The following is a 22,202-nucleotide window of genomic DNA, read 5'->3' as shown; positions in this document are numbered from 1 at the left end:
CTCTTACAGGCCTGAACCGAAGCCGAGCAGCTCGATCTTGACGTTCTCGGTGCCAAGGATGGTCGCCTGGCAGGCGAGGCGCGACTTCGAGCCGACGCCGACGATGGTGTCGAGCTTCTCGTTCTCGAGCTTCGTCACCTTCGACACGCCCTTGCGTCCCTCCTGCAGGAAGATGTGGCAGGAGCCGCACTTTGCCTGGCCCTCGCATTTGTGCTGGATCTCGACCTCAGCGCCGAGCAGCGCTGCCAGAATGGTGGTGCCCTCGCCCACCTCGATCGTCTTGCCGGAGGGCATGACCGTCAGAGTTGCCATTGAATGTCTCCTTTGCTGGGTTGAGTTCAACTGGTGTCAGTAGATCGCGGCGCCCGCCCCGACATTGACCGAGGCGTCCTTCATCGTCGCAACGATGAAGGCGATCTGGTCCGTGGTGAGATGGACGTGGAACGGCAGGGCCACCACACGATCGGCCACCTTCTCCGTCACGAGATAATCGCCACGGCGATAACCCATGTCGAAATAGTGTCGCTGCAGATGCAGAGGATTCGAATAGGCCACCGCCTCGACCTGCTCGACTCTGAGATCCTCGACGATCGAGTCCCGGCTCGACTTCGAGAACCGGGTGCCGAGATGGACCTGGTAGAGGAACCAGTTCACCTCGGTGACATCTGGACCGACATAGGGATCCTTGATGCCCTCGAACGACTGCACCTCGCTGTAATAGATCTGCTCGATCAGCTTGCGCCGCTCGAGGATCTCGTCGATCCGCCTCAGTTGCGCCAGCCCGAGCGCGGCGGTCACGTCGCTCATCACGGCCTGGTGCGACGCGCTGCTGCTGACCACGACCGATGCGCGCTCGTCGAGCCGGTGCGACCGGTGCCGACGCACGGCCACCGCGATGTCGACGTCGTCGGTGACGACCATGCCGCCCTCGCCGCAGGTCAGCGCGAAGGGCTGCGAGAAGTCGAACACCGCGGCTGTACCGAATGTGCCGACCAGCGCCCCCTTGTATCTCGAGCCGATAGCCTCGGTCGAATCCTCGATGACAGGCAGTTCGTGGGCTTTCGCGATCGCCTGCAGCTCAGACCATTTGGCCGGGTGGCCGTTGGTGTTGCCGGCCAGGATCGCCTTGGTGCGCTCCGTGATGCGCGCCTCGATCTTGCTCGGGGCCAGCGTGCCCGAATAGTAGTCGATATCGGCAAACACCGGCTTGGCGCCGGCGATGCTGATCGCATGCGCGATCTCGCGGAACGAATACGACGACGCGATCACCTCGTCGCCGGGCCCGATCCCCATCGCCTTCAGAATCAGCAGCAGACCGAGCGTTCCGCTCGGGACGGCGATGGCATATTTGCGCCCGAGATAGGCGGCGAACGTTGCCTCGAACTCCTCCACCAGCGGACCGCAGGACAGCCGCGGCGAGCGAAGCGTCGCCTCGACCGCCGCGATCTCCGCCGTCGTGATGTCGGGATCGGACAGCGGGATGAAGTCGGAGCCAACCGGCGTAAGTTCGGTCTCGTCCTGCTCCTGTCGATCCGCATCGTGCACCAGAACGGGATTGATCATGATCAGCTCCGCCTGGCGAGGATCAGGCCGGTGGCCTTCGCCGGATCGTCGGTGACCCCAGCGCAATGTTCGCTGGCGTCGAGCAGATGCAGATCGAACGCCGGATAGCTGCGGAACGGCGCCTCGGTCACGTCGGAGGCATCACACCGCGTCAGCGCCAGCTTGGGAAACCGACGGCGCAGTTCGCCGAACGCCGCGCTGCCGGCATCTGGTCCGGTGAGGACCTGCTCGATCTCATTCAGTTCCTGCTCGGCAAGCGCCATGCCACCCGTCCTCTTTGCTACTGCCAGAATATCCGCTCGGGATCGGCGTTCAGTTCGTCAACCGCCGCGGTCAACCGCCGATGCACGCTGTGCAGCTCCCAAATCCCCCGACCGTGATCTCTCCAGAACAGCTTCCACATTGCGTTCGCGGCGTCATGACGCAGCAGCGCGACGTCGATCACCCCGCCGTCCTTGTCGATGTTGCGCGAGCAGCACGGACTCTGGACGTGATAGCCCTCAGTCGCCGGCGACACCGTCGGCTCGACGTAGCGATAGCGCTTGCGCGACTTCAGCGCGCGTTCGATCCGCTTGCGATCCAGTTCGTTGGGATGCGCAGGCAGGATGACGCTGGGCTCGAGCGCGGCTGCGATCATGGCAGAACATCTCCCTAGACCGGGACGATCTCCTCTTCGAGACAGCCCACGACGAGCTGCTCGCCGAACTCGACGAGATAGATCGGCATGTTCGCCTCGGTGTGAGTGCCGACCTGGACGATCTCGCCCATGTCGCCGACGCCGACCAGCTTCGCCTCGGCCGGCGCGTTCGGAAACGAGCCGTCGTTGACCAGATCGATCAGCGCCTTCACCCGCTGACCCCATTGATATTTCGGCAGGCGTGGCTCGATCATGACTTGTATGCTCCCGGCAGCGGCAGCTCGTCCTCGGCCTCCCCGCGGGGAACGGTGGATTCGAGCTCCTTGCGCTTCATGCCGACGCGGTTTCCGCTCTCGAGAAACTCGACGCCGTAGATGTAGAACTGCTGCAGGAAGGTTCCGATCGAGACGACGTAGCCGACCTCGCCCTTCTTCGCGAGGATCTCGCCGATCTCCTTGCCTGCATAGGTGCCGTCGTTGCGGATCGTACGCTTGGCCTTGACCTTCTCGCCGAACGCGAAATACGGCGGCGCGGACAGCTCCACGACCTCGCTGTCACGAACGATGTTGCTCATGCCGGTTTCTCCATCGCAGCTCCGGAACGATTGTCGAGCCGGCCGCGCGCCATCTCCTGCACCAGCGGATCCTCGTCGCGCGCCAACTCGCCGAGCTCGCTGAGCGCGATCCGGCTCGCAACCTCGTGACGCACACGCCAATCGGCGTCCTTGCGCATCGCGGTGAGAAGATCAGGCACGAGGCGCTCGGCGATCTCGAGCCGTACCCGTGGATCGGGGTCGCTGATCATGCCGAGCAGCCAGTCGCTCGGGATGCGCCGCGCGACGACGCGGCGGACCTCGGCCTCCGGGTCCCCCATCATGCGGCCGAGCACAGACGGCACGATGCGGCGCGCCACGACGAGGCGGACGTAATAGTCGTCGTCCATCATCATCGGCATCAGGTCTTCCGGATCGAGCACGGTCGCGATCCGAATGCGGACCTCGCGATGCGGATCATGGCGCAGCCGCAGCACCAGCCGCTTCGGCAGCCGCCGCGCGGCGTTCCAGCGCACCGTCTCCTCGGGATCATCGAGCAGCGGCGGCAGAAAGAACGGGCTGGCATGCTTCGCCGCGATCGCACGAACCTCGAAGTGCGGATGCTTGACGTAGCCGTTGGCGAGCGCCGGATTCCAATTGAAGAAGCGGTCGATGCGACGGGCGTAGCGGTCGTGCACGCAGGCGTGCCGAAGGCGACATCCGCCGGATGCGTTGAGCGGCGCGTGTTCGCAGCCCGCGCAACTGATCTCGTTGCCCTGCCAGTCGATGGCCTCGTCGATGTCGTCATTCATCGTCGAGCTCCACCCGGTCGACCACCTCGAGCAGGACGCGTGCGCCGATCTTGTCGCTGGGATCGAGCTCGAGCAGCTTCTGCACCGCAAGCCGTCCCTCGACGAGATTGCCGAGGCGCATCTGCAAATAGGCGTATCCCTTCAAGGTGAACATGAAGAAGCGCGGCAGCATGTTGTCATAGCTGCCGAACTCGGCATGACCGGCGCGAACGTCGCGCCAGTGCGGTGGCAAGCGGTTTTCGACGGCCGCCTTGGCGAGGCACCGCTTGGCGATCCGCAGCGCGTCAGCGAGCCGTCCCTTGTAGAAATAGAAGCGGTAGAAGCCGATCAGGACCGCCGCATGCCCAGGCGCCAGCGCGTCCGCCTCCTTCAGATGCGTCTCCGCAACCTCGTCGAGATGATAGCTCTGGCCCGCCTGCCACAGATGATACTCGGCTTCCTCCGGCAGGCCGCCGCCGAGCAGCGCGTCGGCGAGCAGCGCGTCCTCGATGGCAGTCTGAGAGCTGGGCCGGGCATCGGTGGGCATGGCGAGCTGTCCTAGTGCTCCAGCGCCTTCAAGGCATGGGTCGAGCACGAGACCTGTTTCGGATCGTAAAACACGAGGCCGGTCTGCGTCGCGGTATCCGCGAAGTCGATGGTGACGCCGTCCAGCAGCAGCCGGCTCTCTGCCGGCAGGAACAGCCTGACGCCGTCTCGCTCGACCACCGCATCGCCGGGCTGGGGTACGGCGAGGACGCTGATGTCGGCGGCGAGCCCGGAGCAGCCGCCGGGAGAGACGGCGAGCCGGAAGCCGGAACCCGCAGTGCCGTCGGCCCGCAACATCATGCGCATGAATTTCTGCGCGGCCGGCGTGAGCGTGAAGTTCATCTCGGTCTCCCTCAAGCCGGCGGCTGGTAGCGCGGGAACGAATTGTCGATCACGCAGGTGTTGTCGACCGGGCAGACCGCCGCGCATTGCGGCTCGTCGAAATGGCCGATGCACTCGGTGCACTTCTTCGGATCGATCACGAAGGTGCCGTTCTTCTCCGAGATCGCCACGTTCGGACATTCGGGTTCGCAGGCCGAGCAGCTCGTGCACTGCGAGGCAATGATCTTCAAGGTCATCAAAGGCTCCTGTCGAAGGGACCCGGCGGCGGGATCGCGCCGCCGGGGTCTGATGTCACGCCGCCGAGATCAGGGCGCCCTGGCGAATTTCGGCGTCGCCGCGCACGACGTGCTGGATCTCGCCGCTGTTCACCCTGTCGAGATAGCTCTTGAACCAGGCGATCGCGGACTTCTCGATGAACTCATGCGCGAACTGGTCAACCGGCTCGATGCCCGCCGCCTGCAGGTCGCTCTTCGGGCAGCCGCCGATCTTGGCCACGAACACCGCATGGCAGTCGTTGATGGCGCGGATGACGGTCTCCAGGCTGTCCTCGTCGCCATAGCCGCCCTGGCAGTACAGGTCGACGCGGCGGTGACCAACGAACTTGGCACCGGCCGTGGAGAGCTCGTAGACCTGGAACTCCTTGGCGTGACCGAAATGCTCGTTGATCAGGCCCGAGCCCTTGGTCGCGACCGCGATCAAGAGCTTGATGTCGCTCGACTGGCCGGCGAGCGAGGCGAGCTCTTCCTGCTTCGCCACGACCTTGGCGACGCGCTCGCTCTCGACCGCCTCCTGATAGGCCTTGCGGCTGTCGATGTCGTAGTTCACCTCCATCGCCATGATCTTGTCGGTGGTGAACTCGGCCGAGCGATCCTCGCCGAGCAGGCCCACGGCGTCGGCGCGGCACTGGCGGCAATGCCGCATCATGTTCATCTCGCCTTCGCACTCGTCCTGCAGCGCCTTCAGCTCCTGCGCCGTCGGGCCGCGCTGGCCGGTCAGGCCGAACACCGTGCCGTGCTCCGGCGACGAGATCAGCGGCATGATGTTGTGCAGGAACGCGCCGCGCGATTTCACCGCCTTGTTGACCTCGACGAGGTGCTTGTCGTTGACGCCCGGGATCATCACCGAGTTGACCTTGCAGAGGATGCCGCGCTCGGTAAGCATCTCCAGGCCCTGCAGCTGGCGATCGGTGAGCAGCTTGGCCGCCTCGACGCCGGTGTAGCGCTTGTGCTTCCAGAACACCCAGGGATAGATCTTGGCGCCAATTTCAGGGTCGACCATGTTGATCGTGATCGTGACGTGATCGACGTTGAATCCGGCGATGGTGTCGACATGGTCGGGCAGCGCGAGGCCGTTGGTCGACAGGCAGAGCTTGATGTCCGGGGCGGTCCGGGCGATCAGCTCGAAGGTCTTGAACGTCTTCTCCGGATTGGCGAGCGGATCGCCGGGACCGGCGATCCCGAGCACGGTCATCTGCGGAATGGTCGAGGCGACGGCGAGCACCTTCTTGGCGGCCTGCTCCGGCGACAGCTTCTCGCTGACCACGCCCGGACGCGACTCGTTGGCGCAGTCATATTTGCGGTTGCAGTAGTTGCACTGGATGTTGCAGGCGGGCGCGACCGCGACATGCATGCGCGCGTAGTGATGATGCGCCTCCTCGCTGTAGCAGGGATGGTTCTTCACCTTCTCCCAGATCTCCGGCGGAAGGTCGTTCTCGCCTGCGCCCGAGCCGCAGCTCGCCTTGCCGCTGCCGCCCGAGGTGCCGCAACCCTTGTGTTCCGCGATGGTCTGCATCACCGAGCTCAGCTTGTCGCCGTCCGGTATCGTCGCCTGTTCGTGCTGCACTGACGCGTCCATGTCCGCTCCTTACGTTGCTGGCGAGCCGCAAACCGCCTTGACGATGGTTCAGCAACTCGCGTGCCACGCCGCGGAAGCGGTCATTTCGCCGGACTATCAACGTGTTAGTGAGATGATTGCGCCTGTCGCCTTGCCAACATGCGAGAGGCTCGCGATCGCGCGGATGTTAGAAACGTTACAGACTCGGCCAAGGCCTCAAGCCGAACAGCAAGACAGCGCGGCATGCGACCGCGCTGTCCGATGATCCGATCGATTGGTTGTATTCAGCCGCCGATGATGATCTCGGTGGCGCGGACCAGCGGAATCGCGATCGGCGTCAACCGCTCGGCAATGAAGAACTTCAGCTCGTTCTTCGACAATGAGTCGGGCTCGACCAGGACGTAATGCTCGGCGCCGGAGCGCTTGATCACCTGGCGACCATAGGTGCGCAGCAGCTGGTCGTTGAAGCGGCAGCCGATGAACAGGAAGCTGCGGTCGGTGCGCCGGTCCTTGACCGTGTCGGGTATCGGCGTCTGGATGTCGATGTCGGTCAGCACCTCGACATAGTCGGCATCGGTGATCAGGAAGTTCTTGGCCGGCGTGATCCCGCCATGCGGCTTGTAGAGCAGCGTGGTCCAGCTTGCAGCCTTCTCGCGATCGCTCTCGGCGCCCGCGGCGTCATAGAAGCGATACCAGCGGTCCTCGCCGATGCCGGCACGGGTGATGCCCTGCACCTCGCCCCAGTCAGTACGTCCAGCCAGCGCCGTCCGCATGGCGCCGTCATACCAGCTGTCGACGATCATCGGCAGCGGCAGCGACGCCAGATGCTGCTGCAGCGGTGTCGGCGCGACCGGCGCGGCAAAGGCTTCAGCCATCAGCGCCGTCACCGTCGAGCGGTGGCGCGTGCTCTCGATGTGCTGGGCTGAAGCCCACGCATTGCCCTTGGCGCGGCGCGGCAGCGCCACCTTGGTGCCGAAGAACGCGGCCAGCGCTTCAGGATTCATCGGCACGTCGGCGCCGGACTGCTCCGACACGGCGGGACCGAGGAACGGGACGACCTTGCCGGCCTTCAGTCCGGCGACAACGTCCTTGAGCAGGGCCTCGGCATCGGCCTGCTTGACGATGTCGATATGAGGAAGCGGCGCGTTCATCACTCGTCCCCTTCGCCACCGCGCTTGCGCGCATTGATCGTGATCGGCAGCCGCGTGTCGGCGGCCATCTGCGGCAATTCCAGCACCCAGCCATTGGCGATGCGGATCCAGCCGCCCCACAAGGACTCGTGCTCGGACTCGACGATGGGCTCCTCGAGGTCCTTTTTGGGGACGTAGATCGACAGGCCCGTTTCCGGCGAGCGGCGGATCATGACTTTCATTGCGTGAGCTCCGTGGATCGAAGGGGGTCCGCCGATTGCGGAGGATGATGCTGCAGCCAGGCCGGCGAGGTCTCGCGCAACCTGGCGACGATATCGGGCAGAACCTGCAGCACGCGCTCGATGTCCTCGGTCGACGTGTCGCGCGACAAGGAAAAGCGGACGGCGCCGCGCAGCAGATCGGCCGGAACGTTCATCGCGCGCAGCACATGCGACGGCTCCATCGAGCCGGACGCGCAGGCGGAGCCGAGCGAAGCCGCGATGCCGGCCTGGTTCAGGCGCATCACGATCGGCTCGCCTTCCAGATGCTGGAAGGCGATGTTGGAGGTGTTCGGCAGGCGATGGTCCGGATCGCCGAGCACGGCGCAATGGCCGACGCTCTGGATGATGTCCTGCTCCAGCCGGTCGCGCAGACTGCGCACCCGGCCCTGCTCATCGGCAAGATGTCGGCCAGCGAGCTCGGCCGCCTTGCCGAGCCCGACGATCGCGGGCACGTTCTCGGTGCCGCCACGCCGCCGGCGCTCCTGCGGGCCGCCGCGCAGAAGCGGCACGAACGGCGTGCCCTTTCTGACATACAGCGCACCGATGCCCTTGGGACCGTGCAGCTTGTGGCCGGACAGCGACAACAGGTCGATATCGGCGCTCTTCAGATCGATCGCGATCTTGCCGACCGCCTGCACGGCGTCGGTGTGGAATAGCGCGCCGGCCTCATGCGCGAGCTTGGCCAGCTCGGAAACCGGAAACAGCGTGCCGGTCTCGTTGTTCGCCCACATCACCGAGGCGATCGCCGTGCGCGGCCCAAGCGCGCGCCGGTAAGCCTCCAGATCGAGGCGGCCGGCGGCATCGACGCCGACCAGATGCACGGTCGCGCCACGCCGATCCCGCAGATATTCGACGAGCGCCAGGATCGCGGGATGCTCCACCGCCGTCGCGACGATCTCGTTCCGGCCCTCCTGCGCGTCGAGCGCCGACAGGATCGCGGCATTGTCGGATTCCGTCCCGCCCGAGGTGAAGACGATCTCGTGGTCGAAAGCGGCGCCGAGCAGCGCCTGCAGGCTCTTGCGCGCCTGCCTCACGGCCCCGGCGACCTCGCTGCCGAACGCATGCGAGGACGACGCATTGCCGAACTGGTCCGTGAAGAACGGCAACATCGCGGCGACGACCTCGGGATCCGCGCGGGTCGTCGCGTTGTTGTCGAGATAGACCGGGCGCAAGACCGCTCCTTAATGCCGCGCCTTGGCTGCGCCGGCCACCGGAACGAGGCGAACGAACTCGCCGAGCTTTTCGATCATGCGCGCCTGGATGCCTTCGAGCGTCGCGCTGGCGAGCTTGCAGAAAATACAGGCGCCGGCGAGCTTGACCATGATCTTGTTGCCGTCGATCTCGACGAGTTCGCAATCGCCGCCGTCGCGCTTGAGATTCGGACGGACCTCCTCGATCACGGCCCGGATGATCCGCTCGCGCTCGCTCATCTGCGACGGCGCTTCGACGATGCCCTGGGATTCGACCAGCATGGTTTCACTTCTCGCGTTTTGAATGATCGAGCGAAAGATCAGGCGAACGACTTGCCGCAGCCGCAGCTCGACTTCGCGTTCGGATTCTCGAAGGTGAAGCCGGAGCCCTCCAGCGCGATGACGAAATCGATCGTCGTGCCCTCGAGATATTCGAGGCTCTTGTGATCGACGAGCACGCGCACGCCCTCGCGCTCGATCACGGTGTCCTCCGGCTCGCTGCCGCTGACGAGACCCATGTTGTACTTGAGCCCGGCGCAGCCGCCGGCTTCGACCATGATCCTGAGGCCGTCGACCGGCTTGTCGGAGGTCGTGATCGCGTTGCGAACCGCATTGATGGCGCTGTCGGTCAGGTTGATCATCATCGTCTCGCCCTTTCCCATTCGGCTGTTGCGAATGGGATTGGCAAGTCCCGTGCCATGCAACAATCGCCTGAAAGACCTCATGTTTTCATGCCGTCGCTGTGGCGTTTCCGACGCATGTCGGGTTTCCGACACGGATGACCGACGCCGGGCCACGGACGTGCCGAAGGAATGTCGCGGCGGAAACCCGACAATGCCCGGAGGTCGCGGGCGAAAGACCAAGTGAATCAAGGCGCAGCACACATCGGCAGACAATTTGCATTCCAGCCCTTTTCGACCGCGCCGTGCGGCGAACGGCTGACCAGGACATGCGAGAGAATTGCTGATGACGACATTGGAGAAGACGGTTGCAATCGAGACCACCGCGCTCGCGCAGCTCGACAAGGAAGGACGGCTGTTGAACGCCGTACTCAAGGCGCCGACCACCAAGCCGGGGCGGTTCGGCTTCCGCGGCGACATCGCGCTGAAATTCCAGACCCAGGTTGCGGACGAGAAGCGCCCGCCGGACTTCTCGATCGAGCAGGTGCTGACGATCGTCAACGACGGCGAGGCGACGATTCCGGTGCTCGTCGGCTACATCCACTCGCTGGCTTATCTGGAGACCGCGGTCGAGGTGCTCAAGGGCCTGCTGACGCCGGACGGCAGCTACTTCATGTTCTGCAACAACATCGATCTGCTGGCGAAGTACCGCATCAAGATGGGCGACGTCACGTTCTATGTGCTGCCCTGCGACGAATCCACCGTCTGGAAGGAGATGATGGATCTCCTCGGAATCGACAAGAACGACATCAAGAAGCTCGATACCGCCGGCAAGCTCGACTACGTGCTCGATGCCGCCAAGAAGTTCAGCGAGAGCTATGAAGTCATCGCCTATGCAGATGCGCTGGCCAAGATGGAGCCGGTGAAGAACCGTAACGAGAACCGGCCGGTCTGACTCTCGTTCCTTCACGCGCAAGCTGAAGTCCCGGCGCTCGCGCCGGGACTTCGTGTGAGAGCTCAGCCTTCTTCACACTGAAGACCCGTCTCTTCAGCCTCCTCGTCATCCTCGACCAGGGTCACGCCGGTCACGCAGATGTCGCCGTCGAGGACACTCAGCGCGACCGGCGTCAGGCTCTCGCCCTTGCACGGGCCGTCGACGCAGAGTCCGGTGCCGATCTCGAACAGCGAGCCGTGCTTGCCGCACAGGATGCGCAGGCCGTTGCCGTCCAGGAACTGGTTGCGTTCCCAGTCGAGATTGACCTTGTCGTGCGGGCACATGTTCAGATAGCCGAACACCTGCTTGCCCCAGCGGATGACGAAGATCGGCCACGGACGATGGCTGCCGTCCTCGGCCACGATCATGAGCTGAAAGCCCATGGCGCGGCGGCTCGGAATGTCGTTGAAGCTGCAGATGGCGTAGGCGACGTCGGTCGTCATGTCAGGCCTCATCGATGTCTGGCGCATGTCCGACATTGCCGCTCTCGGCCCAGCGAGAGCGGCGGTCGGCTCGGTGAAGGACCACGTTGCAAGATTCGCGCAACTCCGCCTGTTCGCCTCGCCTTCTTCGCCGCTGCGGGAGACTGGCACAGAACTTGAAAATTTCTCCTGCAAACGCGGCTTTGTAAGGAGATCGACATGAACGTGGCACTGGAATTCGTCGAGAGCTCGCTCGACGACATCAAGGCGGCGCTGGCTGGCGGCACGCTGACGGTCTACTCAGTGGCACGCCCGATCACTGCAGACAAGGCCGTCGACCGCAGCGGCGTGCTCGCAACCTTCACGTTCGGCTCGCCCGCCTTCGGCCCCGCGGCGGACGGCCTCGAGCAGCCGAACTTCGTTGCGGCATCGGTACCGGCGGCCACCGTCGGCACGCCTGGCTTCGCGCGGGCGCGCAAGGCGGACGGCACCACTGTCGCCGATTTCTCCGCCGGCCCAGGCGAGCGCGAGATCAAGTTTACCGAAATATCATGCTCGCCCGGCGCGCCGGTCACGGTCGCGACCTTCAAGATCATCGCCGAAGGCGGCTGGCCGGAGCGTCCGGAATACTACGACACGCATCCGCGCCCGGGCTATCCGATGCCGAAGACGCTCTGACGCGCCACGTGCAATCATCGGATCGGCATCTCTGTTGGATCAACGACATCGCGAGCGCATCCATGAACACGGACACCTCTGACGCCCTGGTCAGCTCGGAATGGCTGGCACAACATCTGTCTGACCCTGCCATCAAGATCCTCGACTGCACCTGGCACCATCCGAGCACCAACCTGGACGGCCGTACGCAATATCGCGGCCGGCACCTGCCGGGCTCGGTGCATTTCGACATCGACCAGATCGCCGACAAGTCGAGCCCGCTGCCGCACATGCTGCCGTCATCGGAGGATTTTGCCCACAAGGTCGGGCTGCTCGGCATCAGAAATGCCGACCGGGTCATCGTCTATGACCGTCACTATGGCGGCTCGGCCGCGGGCCGTGTGTGGTGGATGTTCCGCGTCTTCGGCCACGACAACGTCGCCCTGCTCGACGGCGGCTTCGGCAAATGGACCAAGGAGAAGAAGCCGGCGGAGATGACGCCTGTGCGCCCCGTGCCGGCGAGCTTCAGCGCGAGCTTCAGGCCGGAGCTTGTGGCAACCTCGGACGCCGTGCAGAGCTTGCTGCACAGTGGCGGCGCGCAGTTGGTCGACGCCCGTGGGCCGGGCAAGTTCGACGGCACCCAGGCGGACGTGTTCACGTTCAAGCGCCAGGGCCACATTCCCGGCGCCGTCAATCTGCCCTGGGCGGATCTGGTCGACCCCGACACCGGCGAACAGCTGGCCTCTGATGCGCTCGGCGCCCGCTTCGCCGCCGCTGGCGTCGATCTGGCGAAGCCGATCGTCACCACCTGCGCCTCGGGCATCACGTCTTGCATGCTGGCGCTGGCGCTCTATCGCCTCGGTGTTCCGAACGCGGCCGTCCACGACGGCGCCTGGGCGGAATGGAGCCAGCTCGACGACACGCCGGCGGCGGCGTGACAAAGCGGACTTGGATGACCGGAGCACGAGCATGGCAAAGACCCTGGTCAAGACGACGCAGGACGGCCGCAAGGTCGAGGTGATCGGGCTGGCAATCTGCCTCGAAGGCGAGCTCGAGGCGTTCGAGCTGGTCGAGGTGAAGCTGCATCCGAACCGGCGCAAGATCTGGGAGGCCGCGCCCGACGCCACCCACATGGCCGGCCGGATCACGCTGACGAAGGACGAGGCCGCGATCGTCGAGAGCGCGTTTGCCGCCGCCCAGGCCGAGATTCTCGCCAACCCCGCCGCAATCAACGAACGCTTCCGCATCGCCGCGATGTGGAAGGCCAGGGAACAGGGAATCGAGTAGGCGCCACATTCGGAGTGGTGCGCACCTCCCTCCGCCGTCATTCCGGGGCGCGCGCAGTGCGAGCCCTGAATCCATAGCAACGACCGGCTATGAGGCGCGAGATGTCCGTGGCGCCTGTCTGCGAAAACAAGAAACATTCGTGGCTATGGATTCCGGGCTGATCGCTGCGCGATGCCCCGGAATGACGCATGGATGAACTGTGCCGCCATGGATGCGGCAGGAAAGACTCGTAGGGTGGCAAAGCCGTCGGGCGACGCGAATCGGCGTCCGATGGTGTGCCCACCATTATCGTTCCGGATGCGCAGATGGACGGCGGGCACGGCGCGTGAGACCGAATCCCCTATTGAGAGACCGCCCAGGCGCCTTTGCCCACCCTACGGACCAATGCCCGTCATCGCGAGCGCAGCGACGCGATCTAGGGCGGCGCGAGGACTCTGGATTACTTCGTCGCCTGCGGCGACTCGCAATGACGCTGTGGCGCGCGTCCGTCCCTGCTACTGAAAAATCCGGCCACGGTAGTGATAGCTACCGCCGTCATCGACGTCGAACAGCTCGCCGATGTCCGGATGCTTGACCGGCTCGCCCGAGACGTCGGCGACCAGGTTCTGTTCGGGCACATAAGCGATGTAGCTGCTGTCGCCGCATTCGGCGAGCAGATAGTAGAACGGCTGCTCCCGATCGAGCCGCGTATCCATCGTGATCGCCCGCCAGCCCTCCTCCTCGGAGAACGACAGATCGACGTCGAACACGACACCGCGCAGGTCGTAGACGCGATGCCGGGTCACCTGGCCGATTGTGAACTTTGCTTCCATCCGCAGCATGACGGCACGCTCGACAGTCTCAGGCCGCCGGCGAATGGGTCTGGCAGTTGGTCGGGCAGACCCGGGCGCAGGCGCCGCAGCCGATGCAGGCGCCGGTGTCGTGCATGACCATGATCTTCTTCTCGACCTCGTCATCCTCGTCGTCGTCGAGCTCGACAAACTCGCCCTCGTCGTTGATGCCCTTCAGGGTCATGACCTCGCGGCCGCAGACCTTGTAGCAGCGCCCGCAGCCGATGCACTTGGCCGCATCGATCGCGACTAGGTAGTCCGGCCGCCAGTCGCGGCCGTCACGGGTTAAATTGGACATGGTGACGGGTCCTTGTACAGGCTCACGCGGCCTCGAGCTTCTTCAGCTCGGCCCGCTTCTTCTCCAGCTCGGCGAACGCCTCGTGGGCCTTCTGCGCCGTCGGCAGGATCTGGTCCCAGTTGATGGGCAGCTCCTCCGACAGATCATGCAGGTTCATCTTGGCATCCATAGCGCGCGCCGACAGCTTCTTGATCTCGGCCTTCAGGGTGTCCAGGTCGCTCATCTCTCATCCTCACAGTTCAGTAATTCGCGACATCCTTGAACTTCTCGATCATCTCGACGCCGGCCTTGACGAACTTGTCGCCCTCGTCAGCGAGCTTGGCGAGATTGTCGAAGCCGAAGCGGTGCACGTCGCGCAGCTGCTTGTTGACCACGATCAGCCGACCGCCGATCAGCACCATGCGGCCGAAGCCCTCGTGGCTCATCTTCAGCATCGGCGAGATCATCACGCCGGTGGCCTTCTCGATCGACAGCGCGACCGCGTTGAAGAACAGCTCGAGCCGCCAGATCGTCTCCGGATCGGGATCGCCGATGATCGGCAAAGCGCGCCGCTTCTCCTTGTCCAGGATGTAGGGCTCGAGCAGATCGACATCCTTCTTGCCCTCCCAAGCCCCATGGGTGTCCTGGGCACGCCAGACCTTGATCAGCTCCTTGACGAAGGGCCGCTGCTCGGCGGGGACGGTTTCGACGGCTACCGCGGTATCGGACATGGTGGTTTCCTCATTCCTCGAAATCCAGCGCGCGTTCCTGACCCTTCGCCAGCGCCTTGCGCAGCCACGGCGGCGGCGTCCCCTTCAGCACGGTCTGCAGCTTGCCCAGGAGATCGGTGATCTCCTCGGGCTGATTGACCTTCATCGGATGGATGTTGTTGGCGACGACGCGCGCTGCGCCGGAGCCTCCGATCGCGGCGACATAGAGGATGGCGCAATCCTTGATCGCCTCGATCTTCGGCGCCAGCTTGTCCTCGTTGCCGTCCTCCTTGAGATCTCCGTCGAACTCGACGCTCTCGACGAAACGGTAGCCCTCGGGATCGAGATCGTAGATCGCGATGTTCTTGGCCCAGCCGAAATGGGCATCGACGCGTTTCAGATCCTGGGTAGCGAATGCGACTTTCATGTCGTCGGTCCTTTCTCCTGAAGCGTCAATGCAGCGGCGCCACGACGGCGGAGTCCAGCGACACCGGCGGCGTATCCTTCCAGGGATCGAGCCAGGTATCGGGCGTCGGCTGATGGTTGTCCTCGCGATCGGCGATGATGAGATTGGCGAGTGCGAAGATCAGATCACGGGTGCCGCGATAGCCGACCGTCAGCAGATGCCCTGCCCCGAGCCGGTCGAACATCGGGAAGCCGATCCGGTAGAACGGGATCTTGAGCCGCGCGGCGGCTTGGCGACCATGCGAATGCGTGAGCATCAAACCGCAGCCGCGTTCCTTTGCCAGGTTTTCCAGATCCTCGAGATCACCGATCAGCACCTCCTCGCACGGCATCCGCTCGAGCACCGGCGACTGCGTGGTGGTGATGGCGACCGCGATCTCGGCCCCCATGTCGTGCAGCATGCTGGCGACGTCGAACAACAGATCCGGCTCGGCGCCGATCGCGAGCTTGCGGCCGCCGATGTGAAAATGCGCATCCAGCATGGCGTCGGCGAGCTGACCGCGCTGACGGCGATATTTCGCCGGAACCGGACGCCCCGAGATCTCGCTCAGGAAGGTCATGAACTCGTCGTTCGGCAGCAGTCCGCAGAGCCGCTCGAACAGCCGGTACGGCACGCCGGTCCTGGCCTGCATCGCCTCCGCCGCGCGCTTCATCTGGGCCCCGATCGCGATCGTCCAGGACGCGCTGCCCATGACCGCGATCTCCTCCAGCCCGATGCCGCCGATCGTCGTCGGCGTGAACTCGTCGGGGATGTGACCGTCGAGCGAGCCGCCGATATCCGGCAGGAACGACGGCTCCAGCCCGAAATCCTCGATGATGGTGCGCAGCTCCTCGATGTCCCCCGGCGTCAGATGACAGCCCGGCAGCACGTTGACCCGCGCTGGATCGCGCCTTGTCGACGTCGGCTTGTCGACGAGCACCTCGACCATCTTGGCGACGGTCTTGTCCCAGCCATCCTGGAACGCGTCCTTGAAATCCGGCGTGGAGACATAGACCAGCGGATAGTTCGCCAGCTCCGGATGCTTCTCGCGGATCAGCCTGATGTAGCCGTCGACGTCGTCGCCCTTGGTCTCCGTGACCCCGGTGGAACAGATGCCGATGATCTCCGGCTTTTGTCGCTTGTGGATGTTGAGGATCGCCTGCTCGACATTCTCGTAGCCGCCGAGCACGGTGGCGACCTCGCTCATCGCGGTCGTCTGCATCGGCACCGCTTCCTTGAAGTGGCGCACGAACAAGGTCAGGCCGAACGAGGTGCAGCCCTGCGAGCCGTGCAGCAGCGGCATCGCGCCGCGCAGGCCGAGGAAGGCGAACGAGCCGCCGATCGGCTGGCTCATCTTCAGCGGATTGACCGCGCAGGCCTTCTTTCCGATGATGACCTTGGCCATGAGCGCTCCTACTCCGCCGCCTGCAGCAGCTCGGCCGGCGCCTTCTGCGCCGCCAGGATGTCCTCGACCCGACCGGCACAGGCGCCGCAGCCGCCAGAGGCGTTGGTGTGCGTGCGCACACCGGCGACGTCGGTGAGGCCATGCGCCTTGATCGCATCCTCGATGGTGCCGAGGTCGACCGTCTTGCAGTGGCAGATCTTCTTGGCACGCCGCGCGGCTTCAGCTGCGACTGGATCGGCCGCGAGCGCGGCAGCTTCGGCATTGGCCTGAGCGATCGCCCTGGCCTGCCAATTGTTGCTGGCCGTCTCCCAGGGCGCCCGCTTGCGCAGTTGCTCCCACATCGGGTTGTAGATCGCCTTGTCGATCTCGGCGACCAGCTTCACCATGCCGATATAGCCCATATAGGCGTGCGAGCGCTCCTGGTTGATGTCGAGCCAGGGCATCGCCGCCTTCAGTGCCACGAATTGCGACTTGCCGCCCGACAGCATGATGTCGGCCTTGGCGTCCTTGAGCATCTTGTACATCTCGCGCGGCGCCATATCGTCGATCATGTGCGCGTCCTGGCCCATCAGCTCCTTGATGCGCTCCTTGTCCTCCTTGGTGGACTTCTTCACGGAGGTGCCGACCAGCTCCATGCCGGCCTCCTGCAGCGCCGCCACCACCGACCACGATTTCACGCCGCCAGTGATCAGGAGCACCTTCTTGCCGGTGAGCCGTTGCTTGAACGGCTCGATCGCCGCCCAGGCCTTGGCTTCCTCGCGGGCGATCACCGCCTCGGTGCGGTCCAAGAGATCGGCCGGCGCGCCGCGCTCGACCAGGAGACGCGCGATCTCGCGCAGCGAATCCGAGGAGTCCTGGATGCCGTAGAACGAGCCCTCGAAGAACGGGATGCCGTAGCGCTCCTCCATCTTGCGGGCGACGTTGATCATCGCCTTGGAGCACACCATCATCGCTGCGCGAGCGCGGTGTGACGACGCGACGTCCTTGTAGCGGCCGTCGCCGGAGATGCAGGCGGAGATACGGATGCCGAGCTCGTCGAACAGCGGCTTCACCTGCCAGAGCTCGCCGGAAAGATTGTATTCGCCGATGATGTTGAGGTCGTAGGGGGTGGTCACCTCCGGCTCGACGGTGCCGATGACGTGGTCGAGCAGCGCCTCGCCGGCGAGCTTGTTGCCGAGGTTCTTCGGGCCCACAAAGCCCGGTGCATTGACGGGAATGCACGGCTTGCCGAACTTGGCGGAGGCTGCCTTGCAGACCGCGTTGATGTCGTCGCCGGTCATGGCGGGCACGCAGGTCTGGTAGACGAAGACCGCCGGCGGATCGTACTTCTCGATGATCTCCTTGATCGCCTTGTACAGGCGCTTCTCGCCGCCGAACACGACGTCGGTCTCGTTGATGTCGGTGGTGAAGCCGGTGCGCCAGATCTGCGCGCCCGACGAGGCCGCACCGCGATTGTCCCAGGAATTCCCCTCGCAGGCGATCGGCCCGTGCACGAGATGCGCGACGTCCGTCAGCGGCTGCAGTGCGACCTTGGCGCCGTCGAAGGCGCAACCACCGGCCGCGCCGCCCGGCTGCAGCTGCTTGGTGCAGCCCTTCTTGCGCTCGGCCTCGGACTTGTTGGCGTTCTTGCCGCAACCCGGCTCGTTGAAGACGTTCTGGATCGTGGCAGACAGCGAGCTCATCGGCTTCTCCTGTTGGCGGACCTTCTGCGCGTCTTGGTGAGACGAGGAGGCTCCGGCCTCTGCGGCCGTCCCCATGAGCCTTGTCGTCCAGATCGAAGCGCGGCGGCCCTTGAGGGACCGCCGCGCGCCGTCACTTAGCGGATGATGTCGAAGCTGTAGTCCGACTTGGCCGGCACGTTGGTGTTGCGGTCGATCTCGTCGAAGATCTTGTCGAGGATCGTGACCAGCACGTTCAGGCCGCCCTGATAGCCCCACACCGGATAGCGGTGCTTGTGGTGGCGATCGAAGATCGGGAAGCCGATGCGGATCAGCGGCGTGCCGGTGTCGCGCTCCAGATACTTGCCGTAGGTGTTGCCGATCAGGAAATCGACCGGCTCGGTGAACAGCAGCGAGCGCATGTGCCAGAGATCCTTGCCGGGATACACGTGGCAGTTCTTGCCGAACGGCGAGCTATCGAACACCGCCTGGACCTTCTCGGCCCAGTCTTTGTTGCCGTTGGTGGCGAGCACATGGGTCGGCTCGGCGCCGAGCTCGAGCAGGAACGCGGCCAAGCCGAGGCATAGGTCCGGATCGCCGTAGATCGCGAACTTCTTGCCGTGGATGTGCGCGCTGGAGTCGGCGATCGCGTCGACCAGGCGCCCACGCTCGAGAGCGAGAGATTCCGGGATCTCCTTGCCGCTGATGCGCGACAGCGCCATCACGAAGGCGTCGGTGCCGGTCACACCGACCGGATGGTTGAAGGAGACGACCTCCTGGCCGTGGTTCTTGATGAACGGCAGGGTCTTCTCGGTGCAGAAGTGCTGCATCGAGATCGTCGCCTTGGCGTGAACGGCGTTGGCCGCGTCCTCCAGGGTCGTGCCGCCGTCGTACATACGGAACTCGCCGTCGGTCGGCGTGTCGAACACGTTCGAATTGTCGCCGAGGATCGTATACTCGATCCCCATCGCCTCGAAGATGTGCTTCACTTCCTTGATGTTGCCAACGGTGTAGCCATCGAAACCGCCGATGAAATTGATCTTCTCGTTGGGAACGCGCTCCAGCTTCGGCGCGGTGCCGGCCTTGCCGTCCCAGAAGTGCTCGAGAATGCCCTTCATCGCGTTGTCGTAGCCGGTGACATGGCTGCCGACAAAGGCAGGCGTATGGGCGAAAGGCACGTCGAATTCGGCCGGAACCGAACCCTTCTCCTTGGAGGTCTTGATGAAGGCGTTGAGGTCGTCACCGATGACTTCCGCCATGCAGGTAGTGGAGACCGCGATCATCGACGGCTTGTACATGTTGTAAGCGTTGGCGAGGCCGTCGATCATGTTGTTGAGGCCGCCGAACACGGCGGCGTCCTCGGTCATCGACGACGACACGCAGGAGCTCGGCTCCTTGAAGTGGCGCGACAGATGGCTGCGATAATAGGCCACGCAGCCCTGCGAGCCGTGCACGAACGGCAGCGTCTTTTCGAAGCCGACGGCAACGAACACCGCGCCGAGCGGCTGGCAGGCCTTGGCCGGATTGACGGTCAGCGCCTCACGGGCGAAATTCTTCTCGCGATATTCGGGCGTCTTGGCCCATTCGCGAATGCGCTCGACCTCGGCGGGGTCGCGCGGATTCTCGAACATCTTCTTCTTGTTGGCCAGCATCTGCTGGTATTCGGGACCACGGAAAAGCTCGAAGTGATCGAGCACATGTTCGGCAGACTGCGTCATGGGAAAACCCTCTTTATGTTCCTGTGTCGATCAGGGAGCGCTGGCTCTCCGCCGAAGGAGAGCCAGGCCGTGGGTGGTGGTGGTTACTCGGCCGCCTGGAGCAACGGCTTGGGCGCCTGCTTCCAGGGTGCCTTGGCCATCTTCCAGACCGGCGAGTTGATGGCCATGTCCATGTCGCGGGCGAAGATCGCGAAGCCGTCATAGCCATGGTACGGACCCGAGTAGTCCCAGGAGTGCATCTGGCGGAACGGCACGCCCATTTTCTGGAACACGTACTTTTCCTTGATGCCCGAGCCGACCAGGTCCGGCTGGACCTTCTCGACGAACTTCTCGAACTCGTATCCGGTCACGTCGTCGTAGATCAGCGTGCCGTCCTTGACGTAGTGCTGGGCGGTGCGCTGATAGTCGTCGTTGTGGCCGAACTCATAGCCGGTACCGACGACCTCCATGCCGAGGTCCTCGTAGGCGCCGATCACGTGGCGCGGACGCAGGCCGCCGACGAACAGCATCACGGTCTTGCCTTCGAGGCGCGGCCGGTACTTGGCGATGACGGCGTCCATCAGGGGCTGGTACTTGGCGATGACACGCTCGGCACCCTCCTTGATCTTGTCGTCGAAATAGCTCGCGATCTTGCGCAGCGATTCGGCGATCTTGCTCGGTCCGAAGAAGTTGTATTCGCACCACGGAATACCGTACTTCTCTTCCATGTGGCGCGAGATGTAGTTCATCGAGCGGTAGCAGTGCAGCACGTTGAGCTTCGCCTTCGGCGTCGCCTCGAGCTCCGCCAGCGAGCCGTCGCCCGACCACTGGGCGATCACGCGCAGACCCATCTCCTCGAGCAGGATGCGGGACGACCAGGCGTCGCCGCCGATGTTGTAGTCGCCGATGATCGCGACGTCGTAGGCCGACGGCTCGAAGCGCGGCGCGGCATCGGCCGGGAGCTTGTCGAACACCCAGTCCCGGATGGCGTCGTTGGCGATATGGTGACCCAGGGACTGAGACACACCGCGGAAGCCTTCGCAGCGCACGGGGACGATGGTCTTGCCGTCATACTCTTTCGACTTGACCTTGGAGACCGCCTCGATGTCGTCGCCGATCAGGCCGATCGGGCATTCCGACTGCACGGTGATGCCGTTGTTCAGCGGGAACAGCTCCTGGATCTCGTCCATGATCTTGGCTAGCTTCTTGTCGCCGCCGAAGACGATGTCCTTCTCCTGGAAGTCGGAGGTGAACTGCATCGTCACGAAGGTGTCGATGCCGGTCGTGCCGATGTAGTAGTTGCGGCGCGCCGCCCAGGAGTACTGGCCGCAGCCGACCGGACCGTGGCTGATGTGGATCATGTCCTTGATAGGTCCCCACACCACGCCCTTCGAGCCGGCGTAGGCGCAACCGCGGATGGTCATGACGCCGGGGATCGACTTGATGTTCGACTTGACGCCGCAATCCGACTTGCCGTTCTCATGCACGTTGAGATGCTTGGCACGGCGCTTGGCGGTCTTTTCCGGATAAACCTTCAGGACCTCGGCGATCAGTTCCTTGTTGCGCGCCTTGATCTCGGCAACGCTTTGTTTCTCGATGACGCTCATCTGGCTTTCCTCGATGATCGGTTGCGGAGGTGCTCCGGCCCTTGGAGACGAAGGGCCGGAGCACCGGTGGCGGTTACGCCGTTGCGGCGAGCTCGGCGGCGGACTTGCCGATCTGGCTCTCGTCCACGGCCTTCATGATGCCGTGCTCCATCAGCATGTCCTCGAGCTCGTCCATCGTGATCGGCGTCGGGATGATGCCCTTGCCGCCGTTGTTGTGGATCTTCTGAGCCAGCGAGCGGTAGTGGCCGGCCTGGACCGAGTCCGGCGCGTATTCCAGCACGGTCATGCGGCGCAGCTCGGCGTGCTGCACGATGTTGTCGCGCGGCACGAAGTAGATCAGCTGCGTGCCGAGCTTCTTGGCGAGAGCTTCCGCCAGCTCCAGCTCCTTGTCCGTCTGGCGCTCGTTGCAGACCAGGCCGCCCAGGCGCACGCCGCCGGAGTTCGCGTATTTCAGAATGCCCTTGGAGATGTTGTTGGCGGCATACATCGCCATCATCTCGCCGGACATCACGATGTAGATCTCCTGCGCCTTGTTCTCGCGGATCGGCATCGCGAAGCCGCCGCACACCACGTCGCCCAGCACGTCGTAGGACACGTAGTCGATGTCCTCATAGGCGCCGTTCTCCTCGAGGAAGTTGATCGAGGTGATGACGCCGCGGCCGGCGCAGCCGACGCCCGGCTCCGGACCGCCGGACTCGACGCAGCGGATGTCGCGATAGCCGACCTTCATGACCTCCTCGATCTCGAG

At 64.3% G+C, this 22,202-nt stretch carries 31 protein-coding genes; 4 read left to right on the top strand and 27 right to left on the bottom strand.

All coding sequences use genetic code 11. The features are described from left to right. Positions 1–3 precede the first annotated feature (3 nt). From ACQR1H_RS33045 to ACQR1H_RS32970, 16 genes are all read right to left on the bottom strand, one after another. Entirely contained in the window at positions 4–312 is a 309-nt protein-coding gene (locus tag ACQR1H_RS33045) for a 2Fe-2S iron-sulfur cluster-binding protein (RefSeq protein WP_315713113.1), read from the bottom strand. A gap of 36 nt (positions 313–348) precedes the next feature. Then, a complete protein-coding gene (locus tag ACQR1H_RS33040) occupies positions 349–1,563 on the bottom strand; it encodes a DegT/DnrJ/EryC1/StrS family aminotransferase (RefSeq protein ID WP_315803675.1) in 1,215 nt (404 codons plus the stop codon). Between the two features lie 2 nt (positions 1,564–1,565). Then, positions 1,566–1,826, bottom strand: a complete 261-nt coding sequence (locus ACQR1H_RS33035; RefSeq protein WP_315803676.1) for a hypothetical protein — start codon at positions 1,824–1,826, stop codon at positions 1,566–1,568. A 17-nt stretch (positions 1,827–1,843) separates the two neighbouring features. Beyond that, complete coding sequence (locus tag ACQR1H_RS33030; RefSeq protein ID WP_316239627.1) at positions 1,844–2,200, bottom strand: DUF3024 domain-containing protein; 357 nt, start codon at positions 2,198–2,200, stop codon at positions 1,844–1,846. Positions 2,201–2,214: 14 nt separating this feature from the next. Next, positions 2,215–2,454, bottom strand: a complete 240-nt coding sequence (locus tag ACQR1H_RS33025; protein WP_316218887.1) for a nitrogen fixation protein NifZ — start codon at positions 2,452–2,454, stop codon at positions 2,215–2,217. After that, positions 2,451–2,774, bottom strand: coding sequence for a nitrogen fixation protein NifZ (locus tag ACQR1H_RS33020; protein WP_434874854.1), 324 nt, complete (start codon positions 2,772–2,774; stop codon positions 2,451–2,453). The genes ACQR1H_RS33025 and ACQR1H_RS33020 overlap by 4 nt, the downstream gene beginning before the upstream one ends. Then, complete coding sequence (locus tag ACQR1H_RS33015; protein WP_316218890.1) at positions 2,771–3,544, bottom strand: 4Fe4S-binding leucine-rich repeat protein; 774 nt, start codon at positions 3,542–3,544, stop codon at positions 2,771–2,773. Before ACQR1H_RS33015 ends, ACQR1H_RS33020 begins: the two co-directional genes overlap by 4 nt. Further along, the gene (locus ACQR1H_RS33010; RefSeq protein ID WP_315803681.1) at positions 3,537–4,070 is read right to left on the bottom strand and encodes a hypothetical protein; all 534 of its coding nucleotides are present in this window, start codon (positions 4,068–4,070) and stop codon (positions 3,537–3,539) included. Before ACQR1H_RS33010 ends, ACQR1H_RS33015 begins: the two co-directional genes overlap by 8 nt. Positions 4,071–4,081: 11 nt before the next feature. Continuing rightward, the gene (locus ACQR1H_RS33005; RefSeq protein WP_434908793.1) at positions 4,082–4,411 is read right to left on the bottom strand and encodes a HesB/IscA family protein; all 330 of its coding nucleotides are present in this window, start codon (positions 4,409–4,411) and stop codon (positions 4,082–4,084) included. A gap of 11 nt (positions 4,412–4,422) precedes the next feature. After that, positions 4,423–4,647, bottom strand: a complete 225-nt coding sequence (locus tag ACQR1H_RS33000; protein ID WP_006609676.1) for a YfhL family 4Fe-4S dicluster ferredoxin — start codon at positions 4,645–4,647, stop codon at positions 4,423–4,425. Between the two features lie 55 nt (positions 4,648–4,702). Continuing rightward, the gene (nifB, locus tag ACQR1H_RS32995; RefSeq protein WP_316239630.1) at positions 4,703–6,265 is read right to left on the bottom strand and encodes a nitrogenase cofactor biosynthesis protein NifB; all 1,563 of its coding nucleotides are present in this window, start codon (positions 6,263–6,265) and stop codon (positions 4,703–4,705) included. A gap of 263 nt (positions 6,266–6,528) precedes the next feature. Further along, complete coding sequence (locus ACQR1H_RS32990; protein ID WP_315803684.1) at positions 6,529–7,395, bottom strand: SIR2 family NAD-dependent protein deacylase; 867 nt, start codon at positions 7,393–7,395, stop codon at positions 6,529–6,531. Then, positions 7,395–7,616, bottom strand: a complete 222-nt coding sequence (nifT, locus tag ACQR1H_RS32985; RefSeq protein ID WP_315713133.1) for a putative nitrogen fixation protein NifT — start codon at positions 7,614–7,616, stop codon at positions 7,395–7,397. Before nifT ends, ACQR1H_RS32990 begins: the two co-directional genes overlap by 1 nt. Next, a complete protein-coding gene (nifS, locus tag ACQR1H_RS32980) occupies positions 7,613–8,827 on the bottom strand; it encodes a cysteine desulfurase NifS (protein ID WP_434874855.1) in 1,215 nt (404 codons plus the stop codon). Before nifS ends, nifT begins: the two co-directional genes overlap by 4 nt. A gap of 9 nt (positions 8,828–8,836) precedes the next feature. Continuing rightward, positions 8,837–9,127, bottom strand: coding sequence for a NifU family protein (locus ACQR1H_RS32975; protein WP_315713137.1), 291 nt, complete (start codon positions 9,125–9,127; stop codon positions 8,837–8,839). Between the two features lie 38 nt (positions 9,128–9,165). Next, positions 9,166–9,486: a HesB/IscA family protein gene (locus ACQR1H_RS32970; RefSeq protein WP_257170758.1), complete on the bottom strand. Its 321-nt coding sequence runs from the start codon at positions 9,484–9,486 to the stop codon at positions 9,166–9,168. 325 nt (positions 9,487–9,811) lie between these two features. On the opposite strand from ACQR1H_RS32970, the gene ACQR1H_RS32965 reads away from it, so the two are divergent. Further along, complete coding sequence (locus tag ACQR1H_RS32965; protein WP_315803686.1) at positions 9,812–10,420, top strand: hypothetical protein; 609 nt, start codon at positions 9,812–9,814, stop codon at positions 10,418–10,420. Positions 10,421–10,482: 62 nt separating this feature from the next. Here the strand turns inward: ACQR1H_RS32965 and ACQR1H_RS32960 are convergent, their stop codons facing one another. Further along, complete coding sequence (locus ACQR1H_RS32960) at positions 10,483–10,902, bottom strand: Rieske (2Fe-2S) protein (protein WP_315803687.1); 420 nt, start codon at positions 10,900–10,902, stop codon at positions 10,483–10,485. A 198-nt stretch (positions 10,903–11,100) separates the two neighbouring features. Here ACQR1H_RS32960 and ACQR1H_RS32955 point away from each other — a divergent pair, with 198 nt between their 5' ends. From ACQR1H_RS32955 to ACQR1H_RS32945, 3 genes are all read left to right on the top strand, one after another. Beyond that, on the top strand, positions 11,101–11,559 hold the full coding sequence (locus tag ACQR1H_RS32955; RefSeq protein ID WP_315803688.1) for a hypothetical protein: 459 nt from the start codon (positions 11,101–11,103) through the stop codon (positions 11,557–11,559). A gap of 62 nt (positions 11,560–11,621) precedes the next feature. Next, positions 11,622–12,476, top strand: a complete 855-nt coding sequence (locus ACQR1H_RS32950; RefSeq protein ID WP_434874856.1) for a sulfurtransferase — start codon at positions 11,622–11,624, stop codon at positions 12,474–12,476. A 31-nt stretch (positions 12,477–12,507) separates the two neighbouring features. Beyond that, on the top strand, positions 12,508–12,825 hold the full coding sequence (locus ACQR1H_RS32945; RefSeq protein ID WP_315713146.1) for a hypothetical protein: 318 nt from the start codon (positions 12,508–12,510) through the stop codon (positions 12,823–12,825). Between the two features lie 494 nt (positions 12,826–13,319). Here ACQR1H_RS32945 and hspQ read toward each other — a convergent pair whose 3' ends face one another. The 10 genes from hspQ to nifH form a co-directional block, all read right to left on the bottom strand. After that, entirely contained in the window at positions 13,320–13,646 is a 327-nt protein-coding gene (hspQ, locus tag ACQR1H_RS32940) for a heat shock protein HspQ (RefSeq protein ID WP_316239633.1), read from the bottom strand. A 19-nt stretch (positions 13,647–13,665) separates the two neighbouring features. Next, a complete protein-coding gene (gene fdxB, locus ACQR1H_RS32935) occupies positions 13,666–13,953 on the bottom strand; it encodes a ferredoxin III, nif-specific (protein ID WP_434874857.1) in 288 nt (95 codons plus the stop codon). 22 nt (positions 13,954–13,975) lie between these two features. Further along, the gene (locus tag ACQR1H_RS32930; protein ID WP_006609662.1) at positions 13,976–14,176 is read right to left on the bottom strand and encodes a CCE_0567 family metalloprotein; all 201 of its coding nucleotides are present in this window, start codon (positions 14,174–14,176) and stop codon (positions 13,976–13,978) included. Positions 14,177–14,192: 16 nt separating this feature from the next. Further along, the gene (locus ACQR1H_RS32925) at positions 14,193–14,663 is read right to left on the bottom strand and encodes a NifX-associated nitrogen fixation protein (RefSeq protein WP_315803691.1); all 471 of its coding nucleotides are present in this window, start codon (positions 14,661–14,663) and stop codon (positions 14,193–14,195) included. A gap of 10 nt (positions 14,664–14,673) precedes the next feature. After that, the gene (gene nifX, locus ACQR1H_RS32920; RefSeq protein ID WP_315803692.1) at positions 14,674–15,069 is read right to left on the bottom strand and encodes a nitrogen fixation protein NifX; all 396 of its coding nucleotides are present in this window, start codon (positions 15,067–15,069) and stop codon (positions 14,674–14,676) included. A gap of 25 nt (positions 15,070–15,094) precedes the next feature. After that, positions 15,095–16,492, bottom strand: a complete 1,398-nt coding sequence (nifN, locus tag ACQR1H_RS32915) for a nitrogenase iron-molybdenum cofactor biosynthesis protein NifN (protein WP_434874858.1) — start codon at positions 16,490–16,492, stop codon at positions 15,095–15,097. 8 nt (positions 16,493–16,500) lie between these two features. Beyond that, positions 16,501–18,174 carry a nitrogenase iron-molybdenum cofactor biosynthesis protein NifE gene (gene nifE, locus ACQR1H_RS32910; RefSeq protein WP_434837719.1) on the bottom strand — a complete coding sequence of 558 codons (1,674 nt, stop codon included), beginning with the start codon at positions 18,172–18,174 and terminating at the stop codon, positions 16,501–16,503. Between the two features lie 134 nt (positions 18,175–18,308). Next, on the bottom strand, positions 18,309–19,868 hold the full coding sequence (gene nifK / locus ACQR1H_RS32905) for a nitrogenase molybdenum-iron protein subunit beta (protein ID WP_316179933.1): 1,560 nt from the start codon (positions 19,866–19,868) through the stop codon (positions 18,309–18,311). A gap of 83 nt (positions 19,869–19,951) precedes the next feature. Next, positions 19,952–21,454 carry a nitrogenase molybdenum-iron protein alpha chain gene (gene nifD / locus ACQR1H_RS32900; protein ID WP_315803696.1) on the bottom strand — a complete coding sequence of 501 codons (1,503 nt, stop codon included), beginning with the start codon at positions 21,452–21,454 and terminating at the stop codon, positions 19,952–19,954. Between the two features lie 73 nt (positions 21,455–21,527). Continuing rightward, positions 21,528–22,202: nitrogenase reductase (gene nifH / locus ACQR1H_RS32895; RefSeq protein ID WP_434908792.1), on the bottom strand; the 675-nt coding region annotated here is incomplete at its 5' end.

It is taken from the genome of Bradyrhizobium sp. HKCCYLRH2015, assembly GCF_051168215.1.
GTDB lineage: Bacteria > Pseudomonadota > Alphaproteobacteria > Rhizobiales > Xanthobacteraceae > Bradyrhizobium.
The sequence above is the reverse complement of the archived record's forward strand: the minus strand, read 5'-3'. Positions and strand labels throughout refer to the sequence as shown.